This window comes from Microbacterium sp. 71-23, from assembly GCF_001897265.1.
In the GTDB taxonomy this organism is placed as follows: domain Bacteria; phylum Actinomycetota; class Actinomycetes; order Actinomycetales; family Microbacteriaceae; genus Microbacterium; species Microbacterium ginsengisoli.
The window spans coordinates 1-17,184 of record NZ_MKSL01000047.1; the positions used below are offsets into that span (position 1 = coordinate 1).

Genomic DNA, 17,184 nt, shown 5'->3' on the forward strand with positions numbered 1-17,184 from the left:
CTACGTCAACGACGGCGAAAACCCCGCGGGAAGTGACACCACGCTAAGAGACTCACCCTCCGCGCCCTGAAGCTCCCGCGCCGCGTACTCTCGACGCGCCCCAGCCCCGCGACCCACCCCCGGTCCGAATCAACGTCATCGCGCCGAATCCATACACGCCCGGCGCGCGCCGCGCATGGACTCGGCGCAGAGATGTGGACTCGGCGAGGAGGAATGACGGCGCAGCACCGCGACCGCCGCGCAGCAGCGCGACCCCCGCGACCGCGGCGCGACACACGCGCAGCACCGCGACCCACGCGCAGCGGCGCCACCCACGCGCAGCACCGCGACCGCCGTGAGCAGCAGCGCCACCCCCCGACCAGGGCGCGGCCGCTACCGCACGACGAGGCGCGGGGTGACGAGGCGGTGGGCCTGGGCGTCGGTGGCGTCGTCGGGCAGGGCGAGCAGGTCGAGCACGGCGCGCGCGACCTCGCCGAGCTGCTGCTCGACGCTCGAGAAGCCGAGGGACACGGCGACGGGGGTGTCGTCGAAGCCGCAGACCGGCACGGTGTCGCCGACGGCGAGGAACGCGCCGAGCGCGAGGGAGTCGGAGGCGCACACGATCGCGTCGACGTCGGTGCGCGCGACGAGCTCGCGGGCCGCGCGTCCGCCTTCGGCGACGCCTTCGAGGGCGTCGATCTCGAGGTCGGCGAGCAGGCCGTCGGCGGACATTCCGGCGGGAGCATGTTCGGCGATCACGCTCGCCCATCCGGCGCGCCGGTCGTCGCCGGTGCCCGATCCGGTGGGCCAGCCGATGTATCCGACCCGGGGTCCGGCGGTCGCGACGAAGTGCGCGGTCGCGGCGCGCACGCCGGCCTGCCCGTCGACGTCGACCCACGGATGCGGCGCGTCGAGGTGCCCCCAGGGCCTGCCGAAGGCGACGAACCGGATGCCGCGGCCCCAGAGCCAGTCGATGCGCGGGTCGTCGTGCACGGTCGAGGTGAGCACGAACGCGTCGACGTCCGCGCCGTCGCTGAGGCGTCGCAGCTGGGCGATCTCGTCGTCGGCGTCGGCGGCGGTGAACAGCATGACCCGCAGGCCGCGGGTGGCGGCCTGTTCGGTGAGCGCGTGCAGGAACCGGTCGAGGACGCTCCCCGAGATGCCGTCGGCGGCGAGGTGGTCGAGCCGGATGCCGATCGTGGAGCTTCGTCGGGTGCGCAGCCGGCGGGCGGAGGCGTGGGGCAGGTAGCCGAGCTCCTGAATGGCCCGCTCGACCCGCTCGCGGGTCTCGGGCCGCACGATCTCGGGGGAGTTGAGCACGTTCGAGACGGTCTGACGGGAGACGCCGGCGGCGGCTGCGACATCGATGACGGTCGGCTGCGAGTGCATCGTGTCCCCCTCTCGGATGCCGCGGGCCGCGGCATCCGCGTCGCGCAGGCACGTCCGGGTCTGCCGCGCACCCGCTTGACAGCCCTCCGGCCCGCCTCGTACGTTATCAGCGATCGGATTTGATGGTTCAAATTGAACGATCAAAACCAGCAGAGCAGCTGACGCTCTCGACTCATCCGAGGATGGATGGGCGGACACAAGGAGATCACATGCGCATTACAGCACGTCGCGGCCTGGCGTTCGTCGCCCTCGCCGCCACCGCGACCCTCGGCCTCACGGCCTGCGGGTCGGGATTCTCGTCGGGAAGCTCCACGAGCGGGTCCGGCACCCTCACCTCGTCGAACGACCCGCTGACGGTCATGATCGGCTCGTCGGGCGACGCGGAGACCAAGGCCGTCACGGCCGCCGTCGACAGCTGGTCGCAGAGCTCGGGCACCAAGGCCACCGTGGTCGCGGCATCCAACCTCAGCCAGCAGCTGTCGCAGGGCTTCGCCGCCGGAAAGCCGGCCGATGTCTTCTACCTCTCGACCGACGCCCTCGCCGGCTACGCGTCGAACGGGTCGTTGCTCGCGTACGGCGACCAACTCGCCAACAAGAGCGACTTCTACCCGAGCCTGGTGAGCTCGTTCACCTACGACGGCAAGTTCTACTGCGCGCCGAAGGACTTCTCCACGCTGCAGCTGATCGTCAACACCGACATGTGGCAGGCCGCGGGCCTCACCGACTCCGACTACCCGAAGACGTGGGACGACCTGACCGCCGTGGCCAAGAAGCTCACGACCGCCGGTCACGTCGGTCTCGGCATCTCGGGCGAGTACGCCCGCATCGGCTCCTTCATGGTGCAGGCCGGCGGCAACCTCATGAACGACGACTCGACGCAGGCGACCGCCAACTCGACCGCGAACGTGCAGGCGCTCGACTACGTCAAGCAGCTGCTCAACGGCGGCGAGCTGAAGTACGCCAAGGACCTCGGCGCGGGCTGGGGCGGTGAGGCCTTCGGCAAGGGTCTGGCCGCGATGACGATCGAGGGCAACTGGATTACGGGTGCCATGAGCTCCGACTACCCGAACGTGAAGTACAAGGTCGTGGAGCTTCTCGCCGGTCCCGCTGGGCAGGGCACCCTGCAGTTCACGAACTGCTGGGGCATCGCCGCCGACAGCCCCAACCAGGCCGCCGCACTCAAGCTCGTCGAGCAGCTGACCAGCAAGGACAGCCAGCTGGCGTTCTCGAAGGCGTTCGGCGTCATGCCGTCGATCACCTCGGCTGCCGATGAGTGGAAGAGCGAGAACGCGGCGCTGGTGCCGTTCCTCGACGCCGCCTCCTATGCCAAGGGCGTGCCGACGGCAAAGGGCTCGGCCGACGTCGTGACCGACCTCAACAGCAAGCTCGAGTCCCTCGCCACGAGCGACCCGCAGACGATCCTCGACGCGACGCAGACGAACCTGCAGGCGCTGCTGGCCAAGTAAGGGGCATCCGCCATCATGTCCGCAACCACGAGTCGGCCTCGCCGCTCCGCGCTCCGGCGCGGTGAGGCCGCCTCGGGGTGGATCTTCACCGCCCCGGTCGTCATCCTGCTCGGCCTCTTCCTCGGCGTGCCCGTCCTCATGGCGCTGTGGGTGAGCTTCTCCGACTGGGGCGGCCGGGGCAGCCCCTTCTCGTCCGGCGTGCACTTCGTCGGGCTCGACAACTACGCGCAGCTGCTCACCGGCGGCGGCCTCGCCACGCAGGACTTCGGCATGGCGCTGAAGAACAACGCCTGGTACGTGCTGCTGGTCGTGCCGATCCAGACGGCCGTCGCGCTGGGACTGGCGGTTCTCGTGAACCGTCAGGTGCTGCGCGGGCGCGGCTTCTTCCGCACCGCGTTCTACTTCCCGTCGGTCACGAGCTCGGTGGCGATCACCGTGCTCTGGCTGTTCCTGTTCTCGGCGACGGGCGCCGTCAACGCGGTGCTCTCGTGGGTGGGCATCCACGGTCCGAACTGGTTCAACGACCCGCACGGCATCGTGCAGAACCTGCTGGGCGTCTTCGGCGTGACCCAGGGGCCGGCGGCCCTCACCGACAACACGTTCCTCGGCGTCTCCTGGTGGAACTGGCTGGGCGGCCCGTCGGTCGCCATGTCGGCGTTCATCATCATGGCCGTGTTCACGACGAGCGGCACGTTCATGCTGCTGTTCATCGCGGCGCTCCAGAACCTCTCCGGCGACGTGACCGAGGCGGCCATCATGGACGGCGCGAACGGCTGGCAGCGCTTCTGGCAGGTCACCCTCCCGCAGCTGCGTCCGACCCTTTTCACGGTGCTGACGCTCGGCCTGATCGGCTGCTGGCAGGTCTTCGACCAGATCTACACGGGCACGCAGGGCGCCCCGGGCAAGACCACGCTGACGCCCGCGTACCTCTCCTATCAGAGCTCGTTCGTCAACCAGGAGTGGGGGCAGGGTGCGGCGATCGCGTTCATCCTGTTCGTCATCATCGTCGTGCTGACGCTGCTGCAGCGTTGGGTGCTGCGTGAGCGCAAGGTGTCCCGCCGCCGCATGCGCCTCTATCAGAGCGCGGTCGTCCAGAGCGCGGTCGTCGAGAGCGCGGTCATCGAGAAGGGGGGTCGCTCGTGAGCGTCGCCACCGCCGCTCGTCGCGCCCGTCGCAGCTTCCGCCTCGGCGGACCGATCACCTATGTCGTGCTGAGCGCGCTCGCGATCGTCTACATCGCCCCGTTCCTGATCCAGGTGGCGACGGCGTTCAAGACCGATGAGGATGCCACGGCGAACCCGGTCTCGCTGATCCCCAACCCGTTCACCACCCAGGCCTTCACGACCCTGTTCGCGAACTCCGACTTCCCGGTGTGGTTCATGAACTCCGCGATCGTCACGGTCTTCGTCACCCTCGGACGCGCCTTCTTCGCCTCCCTCGCCGGTTACGCGCTGGCGCGCCTGCGCTTCCCGGGGCGCGGCGTCGTGTTCGCCGCCCTGGTGGCGGTGATGTCGGTGCCGACGGTGGTGCTCCTCATCCCGAAGTTCCTCGTCATCAACCAGCTCGGCATCTACGACTCGTACACGGGCATGATCGTGCCGCTGCTGGCGGACGCGGCGAGCGTGTTCATCATGAAGAACTTCTTCGAGTCGATCCCGCCGAGCGTCGAGGAGCAGGCCCGCATCGACGGCGCGGGCAGCTTCCGGGTGTTCTGGTCGGTCGTGCTGCCGATGGCGCGTCCGGCGCTCATCACGATCATCATCCTGTCGTTCCAGGGGTCGTGGAACGAGCTAGCGCACTTCATCGTGTCGACGCAGAGCCCGGCGCTGACGACCCTCACGAAGGGCGTCGCGGGGCTCGCGAGCGGCCAGCTCTCGCAGGGCAACCAGTTCCCGATCAAGCTGGCCGCGGCGGCTCTCATGACGATCCCGGTGGCGGTGCTGTTCTTCATCTTCCAGCGCCGCATCATGAACTCCAGCGACGGGGCGGTGAAGGAGTGACCGCGCGGCATCCGACGATCGTCGCCACGTGCGGCGGGTTCGTGCCGGGATCGTGGAGCGATGCGGCGTACGGCCCGATGCTGCTCCATGCGATCGCGCTCGCCCGCGTCGAGGGTCGGCGCCCGCGGGTCGCTCATCTCAACACCGCGGGCGGCGACCAGCGCCACATCGAGGGCGTCGAGCTCGAGGCGGCGAGACTGGTCGGGGTGGATGCCTCGCACGTCCACCTCTTCCCGCATCCCAACGTGCCCGACCTGCGCGCGCACCTGCTCGCCCAGGACGTCATCTGGGTCAGCGGGGGCAGCGTGCTGAACCTGCTGGCGCTCTGGCGTCTGCACGGACTCGACGTGATCCTCGACGAGGCGTGGCGTGCCGGCGTGGTGCTGGCGGGCGGCTCGGCGGGCGCCCTGTGCTGGCATGCCGGAGCGACGACCTCGTCGCGCGGTCCCGGCATCGACGTGCTCGCCGACGGACTGGCGTTCGTGCCCGGCTCTCTCGCCGTGCACTACGACTCCGACCCGACGCGGCGCGTGGTGCACGAGGCCGCGATCGCGGCGGGCGAGCTCCCCGCCGGGTACGCGCTCGATGAGGGCACCGGCCTCGTCTACCGCGGCACCGAGCTCGTCGACGTCATCGCCGAGCGGCCCGGCGGCGCGGTGTGGCGCATCGAGCGCGACGCCGCCGGCGACGTGCACCCGCAGCCGATCCAGCCTCGCGTGCTCGGCGCTCTGCGCGCCGCGGGCTGAGCGCGGCATCCGATTCTTCTCTCTCCCGTCCGACCGGAAGGCACCCTCTTCATGACCACCGACGTCCGCGTGCAGGCCGCCGACACGTCCATCCCGTCCGCCCCCCTGCAGCCGCTGCTGCACGACAGTGTGGTCGCGCTCGCCGCGCCCACGCAGGTGTGGTCGTCGCCGAGCGGGACGGTGGGGGAGCGTCCCATCCACGGGCTGTACCACTCCGACGTTCGGGTGCTCGACCGCATCGTGCTGGGCATCGACGGGTCGGCGATCGAGCCGATCGCGACCGAGCATCGGGATGCCGCGTCCCTCGCGTTCATCGCGCTCGCCCGCGGGCTCGACGACGCGACCGCCGACCCGCGGGTGCGCGTCGAGGTGACCCGCTCGGTGACCCCCGGCGGGATGACCGAGCGCATCCGGATCGTGAACGGGCTCGACGAGCCCGTGGCGGCGCGGGTGACACTCGCCCTCGCCGGCGACTTCGCGCAGCTGCACGAGGTGAAGGCGGGTCTCGGCGGCGACCGTACCGCGGTGGTCCGCGAGGTCGGCGACGGCGTCGCGGTGCTGAGCCGCGACACCGCCCGCGCCGAGATCGCCGTGTCCGGCGCGCGCCTCGTCGACGGTGCCGGCGACGGCGAGGTCGAGATAGTCTGGGATGCCGCGGCCGACCCCCGCGGCGCGGCCGAACTGGTGTGGCGGGTGTCCGCCTCCGACACGGCCGCCGTCGTGCGCGGAGCCGCCGAGCCGCCCAACTGGCGCGCGCTCGCCCCGAGCGGCGACGACCGCCTCGACCGCTGGGTCGCCCGCGCGACCGGCGACCTCGAGGCGCTGCGCATGGCGACGGTCGCCTCCCCCGACGACGTCTTCCTCGCCGCGGGGGCGCCGTGGTTCTTCACCCTGTTCGGCCGTGACTCGCTGTGGGCCGCGCGCCTCGCGCTGCCCCTCGGGCACGAGCTGGCCGCATCGACACTGCGTGTGCTGGCCGGCTACCAGGGTGCGAAGACCGACCCCGAGACATCCGAGCAGCCCGGCCGCATCATGCACGAGCTGCGCGCGGTGCAGAACGAGATCCCCGGCGAGAACGTCTCGCTGCCTCCGCTCTACTACGGCACGGTCGACGCGACCCCGCTGTGGATCACCCTGCTGCACGACGCCTTCGTCGCCGGGATGCCGCGGCCCGAAGTCGAGGCGCTGCTGCCCACCCTCGACCGTGCGCTCGGCTGGCTGCGCGACCACGCCGACAGCGACGGAGACGGCTTCCTCGAGTACATCGACGAGTCCGGACGCGGCCTCGCCAACCAGGGCTGGAAGGACTCCGGCGACTCGATCCGCTGGAACGACGGCACGATCGCGACCGGCCCCATCGCGCTGTGCGAGGTGCAGGGCTACGCCTACGAGGCGGCGCTGGCCGCGGCATCCCTGCTGGACGAGTTCGGCCGCGCGGACGGCGACGAGTGGCGCGCGTGGGCCGCGCAGATGAAGCAGCGCTTCGCCGCCGCGTTCTGGATCGACGACGCGCGCGGCGGCTACCCCGCCATCGCGCTCGACGCCGACAAGCGGCGCGTCGACGCGGTCACGAGCAATATCGGGCATCTGCTCGGCACGGGCATCCTCACCGAGGCGCAGAGCGCGGCGGTCGCCGCCCATCTGGTCAGCGCCGACATGTCGTCGGGCTTCGGACTGCGGACGATGTCGACGGATGCCGCGGGCTACTGGCCGCTCAGCTATCACTGCGGGAGCGTCTGGACCCACGACACCGCGATCGTGATCGCGGGGCTCGCGGCGGAGGGCTTCCACGCCGAGGCGGCCGTACTCGGTCAGGGACTGCTCGCGGCGGCGGTCGCGTTCGACTACCGCATGCCGGAGCTCCACGCCGGCGACGGATCCGACACGGTGGCGTCCCCGGTGCCCTACCCGGCCTCGTGTCGCCCGCAGGCCTGGTCGGCGGCGGCCGCGATCGCGGTGCACGCCGCGCGGGCGGCGGCCGCGGCATCCTGACCGCCCGCCAGCCCCACGCCCGCCAGCCCCGCCCCCGCCCCGCCCTCGTCCCCCGCCCGCACCGCCCGTCCCACCGTCCACCCCCACCCCACCCTCTGCCTCCACCCCACCTCGCCGAATCCATCTCTCCCCGCCGAATCCACCCGCCCTGCACGTGCGTGAGGCATGGATTCGCCGACGAAGAGTGGATTCGGCGAAACGAGGGGGTGGGAGAGCGCGGCGTGAGCGTGGGGAGAGCGCGCGGCGTGAGCGCGGGAGAGCGCCGCGAGAGCGCCGCTAGAGCGCCTCGAGAGCGTCGGGTGGGTGGGCGGCAGAGAAGGAGGCGCGGGAGCGCGCGGCATTGGGCGGGCTGGGAGGGCGCGCGGCATTGAGTGAGGTGCGAGGGTGCGCGGAGGACGGGCGGGGAGGGGGAGGCGCGCCGAGGAGCGACGCGCGGTTATACCGCAGCAACCGAAACTCGTCAAGAATCGTGCTGGACATGTCGCCCAGAACGACGTATAGTCAGTAGTTGCGCTCTGTCTCCCCCTGCCTTCATATGGTGGTCGGCTGCTGCGCTCGTGCCCCCGCAGATAGCGGCGTGCGGTGCGAGACCGGGGGAGAGAGCACTCCACCTGACGACAAGGACGATGAGCCCCGTATCGGGCCTCTGGAGGTTACCCCTTGGCTGCCGCGCCCAACGCATCCGCCCCCACCACCCCCAAGAACGGACGCGCGGCTTCGCGCCTCTCGTTCGCGAAGATCAACGACACGCTGACGGTCCCCGACCTGCTGGCGCTGCAGACCGAGTCGTTCGACTGGCTCGTCGGCAACACCACCTGGAAGGCGCGGGTCGCCGAGGCCAAGGCCGCCGGTCGCACCGATGTGCCCGAGCGCAGCGGCCTCGACGAGATCTTCGAGGAGATCTCGCCGATCGAAGACCTCAGCGAGACGATGCAGCTGAGCTTCACCAACCCGTACCTCGAGCCCGAGAAGTACTCCATCGAGGAGTGCAAGGAGCGCGGCAAGACCTACGCCGCCCCGCTCTACGTCGAGGCCGAGTTCATGAACCACCAGACCGGTGAGATCAAGACGCAGACGGTCTTCATGGGCGACTTCCCGCTCCAGACCGACAAGGGCACGTTCATCATCAACGGCACCGAGCGCGTCGTCGTCTCGCAGCTCGTCCGCTCGCCGGGCGTCTACTTCGACAAGGTCGCCGACAAGACCAGCGACAAGGACATCGTGTCCGCGCGCGTCATCCCCAGCCGCGGCGCCTGGCTCGAGTTCGAGATCGACAAGCGCGACCAGGTGGGTGTGCGCATCGACCGCAAGCGCAAGCAGTCGGTCACCGTCTTCCTCAAGGCCCTGGGCCTCACGAGCGAGGACATCCTGACCGAGTTCGCCGGCTTCGACTCGATCGCCGAGACGCTCTCGAAGGACACCATCCTCACCAAGGAAGACGCCCTCCGCGACATCTACCGCAAGCTGCGTCCGGGCGAGCAGGTCGCCGCCGAGGCCGCTCGCGCGCTGCTCGACAACTTCTACTTCTCGCCGAAGCGCTACGACCTCGCGAAGGTCGGCCGCTACAAGCTGAACCAGAAGCTCGGCATCGACAAGCCGCTCACCGACTCGGTGCTCACGGTCGCCGACATCGTCGCGACCATCAAGTACCTCGTCGCACTGCACCGCGGCGACAAGACCTTCGAGGGTGTGCGCGCCGGTAAGCCGGCCGACATCCGCATCGACGTCGACGACATCGACAACTTCGGCAACCGTCGCATCCGCGCGGTCGGCGAGCTGATCCAGAACCAGGTCCGCACGGGTCTGTCCCGCATGGAGCGTGTCGTCCGCGAGCGCATGACCACGCAGGACATCGAGGCCATCACCCCGCAGACGCTGATCAACGTGCGCCCCGTCGTCGCCGCGATCAAGGAGTTCTTCGGGACGTCGCAGCTGTCGCAGTTCATGGATCAGAACAACCCGCTCGCGGGTCTGACCCACAAGCGCACGCTGTCGGCGCTCGGCCCCGGCGGTCTGTCGCGTGAGCGCGCAGGCGTCGAGGTGCGCGACGTGCACCCCTCGCACTACGGCCGCATGTGCCCGATCGAGACGCCGGAAGGCCCGAACATCGGTCTGATCGGCCGTATGGCGACCTTCGGCCGCATCAACGCGTTCGGCTTCATCGAGACCCCGTACCGCAAGGTCGTCGCGGGCCGCGTCACCGAGCAGATCGACTACCTCACCGCCAGCGAGGAGAACGAGTTCCGTGTCGCCCCGGCCAGCACCCCGCTGAACGCCGACGGCACGTTCTCGCAGGACCGCGTCCTCGCCCGTCGTGGCGACGGCGGCGAGGTCGACCTGTTCCCGGCCGACGAGATCGGTTACATGGATGTCTCGCCCCGCCAGATGGTGTCGGTCGCGACCTCGCTCATCCCGTTCCTCGAGCACGACGACGCCAACCGCGCCCTCATGGGTGCGAACATGCAGCGCCAGGCCGTGCCGCTCGTGCGCAGCGAGTCGCCCGTGGTCGGCACCGGCATGGAGGGCTTCGCGGCCATCGACGCCGGTGACGTGGTCACCGCGCAGAAGTCGGGTGTCGTGCTCGAGGTGTCGGCCGACGTCGTCACCATCCAGCTCGACGAGGGCGGCACGCAGGACTACTTCCTGCGCAAGTTCGACCGCTCGAACCAGGGCACGTCGTACAACCAGCGCGTGGTCGTCTCGGCCGGCGAGCGCATCGAGGCCGGCGAGGTCATCGCCGACGGCCCCGCCACCGAGAACGGCGAGCTCGCTCTCGGCAAGAACCTGCTGGTCGCGTTCATGACGTGGGAGGGCCACAACTTCGAGGACGCCATCATCCTCAGCCAGGACCTCGTGAAGGACGACACCCTCTCCTCGATCCACATCGAGGAGTACGAGGTCGACGCCCGCGACACGAAGCTCGGCAAGGAGGAGATCACCCGTGACCTCCCCAACGTCAGCCCCGACCTGCTGAAGGACCTCGACGAGCGCGGCATCATCCGCATCGGCGCCGAGGTGCGTCCCGGCGACATCCTCGTCGGCAAGGTCACGCCGAAGGGCGAGACCGAGCTGAGCGCCGAGGAGCGCCTGCTGCGCGCCATCTTCAACGAGAAGAGCCGCGAGGTGCGCGACACCTCGCTCAAGGTTCCTCACGGTGAGCAGGGCACGATCATCGCGGTCAAGGAGTTCAACGCCGAGGAGGGCGACGACGAGCTCGGCTCGGGCGTCAACCGCCGCGTCGTCGTCTACATCGCCCAGAAGCGCAAGATCACCGAGGGCGACAAGCTCGCGGGCCGCCACGGCAACAAGGGCGTCATCGCGAAGATCCTCCCGGTCGAGGACATGCCGTTCCTCCGCGACGGCACCCCGGTCGACGTGATCCTGAACCCGCTCGGCATCCCCGGCCGCATGAACTTCGGCCAGGTGCTCGAGACCCACCTCGGGTGGATCGCGAAGCAGGGCTGGAAGGTCGAGGGCACCCCGGAATGGGCCGCCCAGCTGCCGAAGGCCGCGTTCGAGGCCGCGCCGAACACGAAGGTCGCGACCCCCGTGTTCGACGGTGCGTTCGAGGAGGAGATCGCGGGTCTGCTCGACTCGACGAACCCGACGCGCGACGGCGACCGCCTCATCGACCGCTCGGGCAAGACCACGCTGTTCGACGGCCGCTCCGGCGAGCCGTTCCCGGCGCCCATCTCGGTCGGCTACATGTACATCCTGAAGCTGCACCACCTGGTCGACGACAAGATCCACGCCCGCTCGACCGGCCCCTACTCGATGATCACGCAGCAGCCGCTGGGTGGTAAGGCGCAGTTCGGTGGCCAGCGCTTCGGTGAGATGGAGGTGTGGGCCCTCGAGGCCTACGGCGCCGCGTACGCGCTGCAGGAGCTCCTGACCATCAAGTCCGACGACATCCTCGGCCGCGTGAAGGTCTACGAGGCGATCGTCAAGGGCGAGAACATCCAGGAGCCCGGCATCCCGGAGTCGTTCAAGGTGCTCATGAAGGAGATGCAGTCGCTCTGCCTGAACGTCGAGGTGCTCTCGGCGGACGGCACGGCGGTGAACCTCCGCGACACGGATGACGACGCCTTCCGCGCGGCGGAGGAGCTCGGCATCAACATCTCCACCCGGTTCGAGACCTCGTCGATCGACGAGATCTGAACCCGGCCAGGCAAGAACTGAATTTCGACACAGGAGAATTCGTGCTCGACGCAACAACTTTCGATGAGCTTCGCATCGGCCTGGCCACCGCCGACGACATCCGTCGTTGGTCCTTCGGTGAGGTCAAGAAGCCCGAGACCATCAACTACCGCACGCTGAAGCCCGAGAAGGACGGGCTCTTCGGCGAGCAGATCTTCGGCCCCTCCCGCGACTGGGAGTGCGCCTGCGGCAAGTACAAGCGCGTGCGCTTCAAGGGCATCGTCTGCGAGCGTTGCGGCGTGGAGGTCACCAAGAGCTCCGTCCGCCGTGAGCGCATGGGCCACATCGAGCTGGCCGCCCCGGTCACGCACATCTGGTACTTCAAGGGCGTTCCCTCGCGTCTCGGGCACCTGCTCGACATGGCGCCGAAGGACCTCGAGAAGGTCATCTACTTCGCCGCGTACATGGTCATCTCGGTCGACGAAGACGCTCGTCACCGTGACCTGCCCACGCACGAGGGCCACATCCGCAACGAGCTGAGGACGATCGCCGATCGTCGTGACTCCCGCATCGCGACCCGTCTCGCGAAGCTGGAGGAGGAGCTCGCCGCGCTCGAGGCCGAGGGTGCGAAGGCCGACCAGAAGAAGAAGGTCAAGGACGCCGCCGAGAAGGACATGGCGACGATCCGCAAGAATGCGGACGAGCAGATCGCCAAGCTCGAGCGCGTGTGGGAGGAGTTCCGCACGCTCGCTGTCGGCCAGCTCAAGAGCGAGGACGAGGTCTTCAACGAGCTCTACGACCGCTTCGGCCAGTACTTCGAGGCGCACATGGGCGCCGAGGCGATCAAGCGTCGCCTCGAGGAGTTCGACCTGCAGACCGAGGCCGACAACCTGCACCTGCAGATCGCCGAGGGCAAGGGCCAGCGCAAGATCCGCGCGATCAAGCGCCTGAAGGTCGTCAACTCGTTCCTGTCGACGGGCATGAGCCCGGCCGCCATGGTGCTCGACGTCGTTCCGGTGATCCCGCCGGAGCTGCGTCCGATGGTGCAGCTCGACGGTGGCCGCTTCGCGACATCCGATCTCAACGACCTCTACCGTCGCGTGATCAACCGCAACAACCGTCTCCGTCGCCTGATCGACCTGGGTGCGCCCACGATCATCGTGAACAACGAGAAGCGGATGCTGCAGGAGGCCGTCGACGCGCTGTTCGACAACGGTCGTCGTGGTCGTCCTGTCACGGGCACGGGCAACCGTGCGCTGAAGTCGCTGTCCGACATGCTCAAGGGCAAGCAGGGCCGCTTCCGTCAGAACCTGCTCGGCAAGCGCGTGGACTACTCGGGCCGTTCGGTCATCATCGTGGGCCCGCAGCTCAAGCTCCACCAGTGCGGTCTGCCCAAGCAGATGGCGCTCGAGCTGTTCAAGCCGTTCGTGATCAAGCGCCTCATCGAGCTGCAGCACTCGCAGAACATCAAGGCCGCCAAGCGCGCCGTCGAGCGCACGCGTCCCGAGGTCTGGGACGTGCTCGAGGAGATCATCCGCGAGCGCCCGGTGCTGCTGAACCGTGCCCCCACGCTCCACCGTCTGGGCATCCAGGCGTTCGAGCCGCAGCTCGTCGAGGGCAAGGCCATCCAGCTCCACCCGCTCGTGTGCGCCGCCTTCAACGCGGACTTCGACGGTGACCAGATGGCCGTGCACCTGCCGCTGTCGGTCGAGGCCCAGGCCGAGGCCCGCATCCTGATGCTCGCCTCGAACAACATCCTCAAGCCGTCGGACGGCCGCCCGGTGACCCTGCCCTCGCAGGACATGATCATCGGCCTGCACCACCTGACCACGGTCAAGGAGGGCGCCGCCGGTGAGGGTCGCGTGTTCGGCTCGGTCGGCGAGGCGATCCTCGCGAAGGACGAGGGCACGCTCGACATCCAGGCGAAGGTGCGCATCCGCGTTCCGGGGCTGACGTTCCTCGAGGGCCAGGCGCCCGAGGGCTACGAGCGCCACGGTCTGCTGGATGCCTCGCTCGGCCAGGCGATCTTCAACGACACCCTCCCCAAGGGCTTCCCGTTCGTTCGCGAGCAGGCCGACAAGGGCAAGCTGTCGCAGATCGTCAACAAGCTGGCCGAGGAGTACCCGCGCGTCGAGGTGGCCGCTTCGCTCGACCGCATCAAGGACGCCGGCTTCTACTGGGCGACCCGTTCGGGCGTCACGGTGGCGCTGAGTGACGTTCTCACCCCGCCGAACAAGGCCGAGATCATCGCCGGCTACGAGACGCAGGCCGCGAAGGTGCAGGGTCAGTACGACAAGGGTCTGACGACCGACGCGGAGCGCCGCGCCGAGCTCATCAAGATCTGGACCGAGGCCACCGACGAGGTGCAGAAGGCGATGCGCGCCAACTTCCCCGACGAGAACACCATCAACCGCATGGTGTCCTCGGGTGCTCGTGGTAACTGGCTGCAGATCCGCAACATCGCGGGTATGCGTGGTCTGGTGAACAACCCGAAGGGTGAGATCATCGCCCGTCCGATCATCTCCTCGTACCGCGAGGGTCTGTCGGTGGCGGAGTACTTCATCGCGACGCACGGTGCCCGTAAGGGTCTGGCCGACACCGCTCTGCGTACCGCCGACTCGGGTTACCTGACCCGTCGTCTGGTGGATGTCTCGCAGGACGTCATCATCCGCGAGGAGGACTGCGGCACGACCAAGGGTCTCGAGCTGCCGATCGCCTCGGTCGGCGCCGACGGCGTCCTCATCAAGGACCCGAACGTCGAGAACTCGGTGTTCGCCCGCACTCTGGCCGCCGACGCGGTCTCGGAGTCGGGTGAGGTGCTGGCCCCGGCCGGCTCCGACGTGGGCGACGTGCTCATCAACAGCCTGGTCGAGGCGGGCGTCACCGCCATCAAGGTGCGCTCGGTGCTCACCTGCGACTCGGCCGTCGGTGTCTGCGCGAAGTGCTACGGCCGTTCGCTCGCGACCGGCAAGGTCGTCGACATCGGCGAGGCGGTCGGCATCATCGCGGCCCAGTCGATCGGTGAGCCCGGCACGCAGCTGACGATGCGTACGTTCCACACCGGTGGTTCGGCATCGGCCGAGGACATCACGCAGGGTCTGCCGCGTGTCCAGGAGCTGTTCGAGGCGCGTACCCCCAAGGGCGCGTCGCCGATCGCCGAGTCCGACGGTCGCATCACGATCGAGGAGACCGAGAAGCAGAAGAAGGTCATCCTGACGCCCGACAGCGGCGACGAGCCGCATGTCTACCCGGTGCTCAAGCGCGCGACGCTCCTGGTCGAGGACGGCCAGCACGTGACCGTCGGTCAGCCGCTGCAGGTCGGCACGCTCGACCCGAAGGAGATCATGCGCGTGCAGGGCGCCCGCGAGGTGCAGAAGTACCTCGTCGGCGGTGTGCAGGGCGTGTACCGCTCGCAGGGTGTGCCGATCCACGACAAGCACATCGAGGTCATTGTGCGTCAGATGCTCCGCAAGGTCACCGTGGTCGACCACGGCGACACCGGACTCCTTCCGGGTGAGCTCGTCGACTCGCGTCGCTTCATCGACATCAACCGCGAGTCGGTGTCGGAGGGCAAGCGTCCCGCGTCGGGCCGTCCTGAGCTGATGGGTATCACGAAGGCGTCGCTCGCGACGGAGTCGTGGCTGTCGGCCGCGTCGTTCCAGGAGACGACCCGCGTGCTCACGCAGGCCGCCATGGAGGGCAAGCGCGACCCGCTGGTCGGTCTCAAGGAGAACGTCATCATCGGAAAGCTCATCCCCGCGGGAACCGGTCTGTCGAAGTACCGGAACGTCACGGTGGAGGCCACGGAGGAGGCGAAGAGCGAGCGGTACCCCAATCGCATCTTCGCGTCGGACGGCGCGTACAGCGACGCCGACTTCACCTACGTCGACTACGACAGCTTCTCGACGGACGACATCGCTCCCGGTACCTACAACTGAGAGTGAGCGGATGCCGCGGCATCCGTCTCGACCGAAGCGCCCCGGCTCGTGCCGGGGCGCTTCGGCGTTTCCGGGTGCATCCGCCGCGCGCCGTTTCCGGCGTGTCGGCCGCGGGGTCCGTACCGTGGGGGCGGGAGGTGCGGATGGCGCGGGTGGGTGGACGCAACGAGGTCATCGCGTGGATCATCGGGCTGCTGTCGGTGGCCGTGGTGCTCGCGCTGCTCGTGCTGGCGCTGCCGGCGTTGCCGTTCGGCGCGGGGTTCGTGTCGCAGCTGCTCGGCCAGTCGCGTCCGACGACGTCGCCGACGGTCGATGCGACCGAGGCTGCCCTGCCGACGACGGGATGCGGGCCGTATCTGGGCGATGCGCTGTGGCAGTCGGTGGCGCTGCGTCGGGGCGTGCAGCTGGTGGAGGCCAAGGATGCACCGACGAGCGCGGCGAAGGACCTCGTGGGCGCACTCTCGCCGCAGGTGCAGCTCTCGTGCGCGTTCACGGGCCCGGGTGGGACCGAGAAGATCGTGACGTCGATCTCGACAGTGACCGTGGGTGCCGAGCAGGTGGCGATCGCGGCGCTGGGGAGCACCGGATTCCAGTGCGTGCCGTTCGGTCAGGGCACCCGCTGCACCCGCACGATCGGGGCGGTCACCGAGGACGACGTCATCGAGGGGCAGACGTGGCTGTCGACGACCTTCACGAACTGGCGGCCGCTCGGTTACACCGAGGCGTTCGCGGCGAAGATCTGGCCGAAGTAAGCGGATGCCGCGGCATCCGCGCCGGCGGGTGGGGGGCGGTCAGCCCCAGAGGTGCGCGACGATCGCGGCGGTGTACCCGGTGGGGGCGAGGTTCGACCAGAGGGTGTCGAGCAGCACGCCGTCCTTCCAGAACACGGTGCGCCCGTCCATGACGGGGTAGGTGGCGTCCTTCCAGGTCTTGCCGCAGCGTGAGCCGCCGTTCTCGGGGTAGCAGTCGAACTTCTGGTCGACCTGCAGCGTGGCGAACAGGGTGGCCGCGTCGCTCTGCGAGAGCTTCGAGATGCGGGTGCTGATGCCGGTGGTGTCCGATTTCGGGTCCCGCCAGTTGCACACGAGCGATCCGTCGGCCTGCACTCCGCCGCCGACGGCCGGGTCGTTGAGGGGAGTCTTGCCGAGCTGGGTCAGCACGTCGGCGGTGAGCAGAGACCGGCAGTCGGTGGGGATCGCGATGGGGGTGGCGGACGGCTCGGGACTCGGGGTGACCAGAGCGGATGCCGCCGGCGTCGGCGTCGCGCCGGCGGTCGGTGTCGCGCTCGAGCCCTCGGGTGACGGCGTGACGGCACGCGGCGGTGCGGTGTAGCTGCCGCAGCCCGCCAGGGCGAGTCCGGCCGCGAGCAGGAGGGCGACGGCGGGCAGACGGCGGGTGGGCATGCTGGGAGGGTAACCCGCGGCATCCGCCTCTCGGCCCGTCACACCCGGACCGTCGCCGGATCGTGTCGCGGTGTGGCGTGGGAGGTGTGTGGTTCCGGCGCGTCGCGCGGGTGCGGCGGTACCCTCGCTTTGCG

Annotated in this window: 10 protein-coding genes; 8 read left to right on the forward strand and 2 right to left on the reverse strand. The window is 69.3% G+C overall.

Annotated elements, in window-relative coordinates; translation table 11 throughout:
* Positions 1-372: 372 nt before the first annotated feature.
* Positions 373-1,368 carry a LacI family DNA-binding transcriptional regulator gene (locus BGO15_RS13495; protein ID WP_056519059.1) on the reverse strand — a complete coding sequence of 332 codons (996 nt, stop codon included), beginning with the start codon at positions 1,366-1,368 and terminating at the stop codon, positions 373-375.
* A 209-nt stretch (positions 1,369-1,577) separates the two neighbouring features.
* On the opposite strand from BGO15_RS13495, the gene BGO15_RS13500 reads away from it, so the two are divergent.
* From BGO15_RS13500 to BGO15_RS13535, 8 genes are all read left to right on the forward strand, one after another.
* On the forward strand, positions 1,578-2,834 hold the full coding sequence (locus BGO15_RS13500; RefSeq protein WP_056207491.1) for a sugar ABC transporter substrate-binding protein: 1,257 nt from the start codon (positions 1,578-1,580) through the stop codon (positions 2,832-2,834).
* Positions 2,835-2,849: 15 nt separating this feature from the next.
* Complete coding sequence (locus tag BGO15_RS13505; protein WP_056207489.1) at positions 2,850-3,977, forward strand: carbohydrate ABC transporter permease; 1,128 nt, start codon at positions 2,850-2,852, stop codon at positions 3,975-3,977.
* Between the two features lie 53 nt (positions 3,978-4,030).
* Positions 4,031-4,834, forward strand: a complete 804-nt coding sequence (locus BGO15_RS13510; RefSeq protein WP_235557407.1) for a carbohydrate ABC transporter permease — start codon at positions 4,031-4,033, stop codon at positions 4,832-4,834.
* The gene (locus BGO15_RS13515) at positions 4,831-5,580 is read left to right on the forward strand and encodes a Type 1 glutamine amidotransferase-like domain-containing protein (RefSeq protein ID WP_056207487.1); all 750 of its coding nucleotides are present in this window, start codon (positions 4,831-4,833) and stop codon (positions 5,578-5,580) included. Before BGO15_RS13510 ends, BGO15_RS13515 begins: the two co-directional genes overlap by 4 nt.
* A gap of 51 nt (positions 5,581-5,631) precedes the next feature.
* Positions 5,632-7,572, forward strand: a complete 1,941-nt coding sequence (locus BGO15_RS13520; RefSeq protein WP_056207486.1) for a glycogen debranching N-terminal domain-containing protein — start codon at positions 5,632-5,634, stop codon at positions 7,570-7,572.
* Between the two features lie 660 nt (positions 7,573-8,232).
* Positions 8,233-11,730 carry a DNA-directed RNA polymerase subunit beta gene (gene rpoB / locus BGO15_RS13525; protein ID WP_045246825.1) on the forward strand — a complete coding sequence of 1,166 codons (3,498 nt, stop codon included), beginning with the start codon at positions 8,233-8,235 and terminating at the stop codon, positions 11,728-11,730.
* A gap of 41 nt (positions 11,731-11,771) precedes the next feature.
* Positions 11,772-15,647 carry a DNA-directed RNA polymerase subunit beta' gene (rpoC, locus tag BGO15_RS13530; RefSeq protein WP_056519057.1) on the forward strand — a complete coding sequence of 1,292 codons (3,876 nt, stop codon included), beginning with the start codon at positions 11,772-11,774 and terminating at the stop codon, positions 15,645-15,647.
* A gap of 152 nt (positions 15,648-15,799) precedes the next feature.
* Complete coding sequence (locus BGO15_RS13535; RefSeq protein ID WP_056519055.1) at positions 15,800-16,399, forward strand: hypothetical protein; 600 nt, start codon at positions 15,800-15,802, stop codon at positions 16,397-16,399.
* Between the two features lie 39 nt (positions 16,400-16,438).
* Here the strand turns inward: BGO15_RS13535 and BGO15_RS13540 are convergent, their stop codons facing one another.
* A complete protein-coding gene (locus tag BGO15_RS13540; protein ID WP_056519053.1) occupies positions 16,439-17,050 on the reverse strand; it encodes a hypothetical protein in 612 nt (203 codons plus the stop codon).
* Positions 17,051-17,184 lie beyond the last annotated feature (134 nt).